The 1950-nt window shown below is 63.8% G+C and carries 1 pseudogene; it reads left to right on the top strand.

The features are described 5' to 3' along the window. Nucleotides 1-14: 14 nt before the first annotated feature. Nucleotides 15-1950, top strand: a pseudogene (gene dxs, locus JCM25143_RS20335) (1-deoxy-D-xylulose-5-phosphate synthase); the annotation flags it as partial.

Raw genomic sequence — 1950 nt, 5'->3', positions numbered from 1 at the left:
ACGCGTTTGAGCGGATTCCGACGTTTGGCCGTTTTTCTGGTCTGGATCGCGTTCGGTATCCTTCTGACCTGAGGAACCTCTCGGTTGACCAGCTTGTTCAGGTAGCGGACGAGCTGCGTGCGGAGACGATTGACGCGGTTTCGACCACGGGCGGGCATCTTGGTGCATCGCTGGGTGTTGTCGAGCTGACGGTAGCCCTGCACGCGGTGTTCGATACGCCCGATGACCGGGTGATCTGGGATGTGGGCCATCAGGCCTACCCGCACAAGATTCTGACCGGCCGGCGCGAGCGCATCCGCACCCTGCGCCAGCCCGGCGGGCTGTCGGGCTTTACCCGCCGCTCCGAGAGTGAATACGACCCGTTTGGCGCGGCCCATTCCTCCACCTCCATTTCGGCCGGTCTGGGCATGGCCGTGGCGCACCACCTGCGCGCCAAGGACGATGCTCCTACCGTGAACGCAACGTGATTGCGGTGATCGGCGACGGCTCGATTTCGGCTGGCATGGCGTATGAGGCGATGAACAACGCCTCCGTTGCCGGGCCAGGTGCGGAACGGCTTATCGTGATCCTGAACGATAACGAGATGTCCATCGCCCCGCCTGTGGGGGCTATGTCCAACTACCTGTCGCGGCTGATGTCCTCACGCAAGTTCATGGGCCTGCGTGAACTTGCCGGGCGTTTCGTCAAGAAGCTGCCTGCCCCGGTAGAGCGCACGGCCCGCAAGGCGGATGAATATGCCCGCGGCATGATCACCGGCGGCACGCTGTTTGAAGAACTGGGCATGTATTATGTCGGCCCGGTGGACGGACATGACCTGCCGCAGCTCATTTCCATCCTGCGCAACCTGCGCGATACGGATAACGGCCCGATCCTGCTGCATGTGATCACGGAAAAAGGCCATGGCTACCGCCCCGCTGAAAACGCGGGCGACAAGTATCACGCGGTTGCCAAGTTCAACGTGGTTACAGGCGAGCAGAGCAAGGGACCTGCTGGCCCGCCCAGCTATACATCTGTGTTTGCGCGTGAGCTGGTGCGCCTTGCCGGGCAGGATGAGCGGGTTGCCGCCATTACCGCCGCCATGCCTTCGGGCACGGGGCTGGACGCCTTTGCCAAGAACTACCCCGAGCGCTTTTTCGATGTGGGCATTGCCGAGCAGCATGCCGTCACCTTTGCGGCGGGCATGGCCTCGGAAGGGCTGCGGCCGTTCTGCGCCATTTACTCCACCTTCCTACAGCGTGCCTATGATCAGGTAATGCATGATGTGGTGCTGCAGAACCTGCCCGTGCGCTTTGCCATCGACCGTGCCGGTCTGGTGGGGGCGGATGGAGCCACGCATGCTGGGTCGTTCGACATCGCCTATCTGGGCTGCCTGCCGGGCATGACCATTATGGCGCCGTCTGACGAGCTTGAGCTGCTGCACATGACGGCCACGGCCGTTGCGTTTGACGAAGGCCCGCTGGCGCTGCGCTACCCGCGTGGCAACGGTCTGGGTCTGGACCTGCCTGCTGCTGGCACGGTGCTGGAAATCGGGCGCGGGCGGATCGTGCGCGAGATGGGCCGCCAGTCCGGTGCGGAAAAGGGTGGCGTTGCCATTCTCTCGCTCGGGCCAAGGCTTGCGGACTGCCTGCAGGCAGCGGATATTCTTGCTGCTCAGGGCCTTGCCCCCACGGTTGCGGATGCGCGCTTTGCCAAGCCGCTGGACACGGCGCTGCTGGAAAACCTCGCCCGCAACCATGCGGTGCTGATTACGATCGAGGAAGGGTCTGAAGGCGGTTTCGGCTCGCTGGTGTGCCACCATCTGGCCCGCACCGGCCTGCTGGATCAGGTGCGCTTCCGCCCCATGACCCTGCCAGACCGCTTCATCGACCACAACACACAGCCAGCCCAGTATGCCGAGGCCGGCCTCGACGCACCCCATATCGTCGCTACCGCTCTCGCAGCGCTCGGCGT

Source organism: Acetobacter papayae JCM 25143, from assembly GCF_000613285.1.
GTDB classification, from domain to species: domain Bacteria; phylum Pseudomonadota; class Alphaproteobacteria; order Acetobacterales; family Acetobacteraceae; genus Acetobacter; species Acetobacter papayae.
This window is presented reverse-complemented; position numbering and strand designations above follow the sequence as displayed.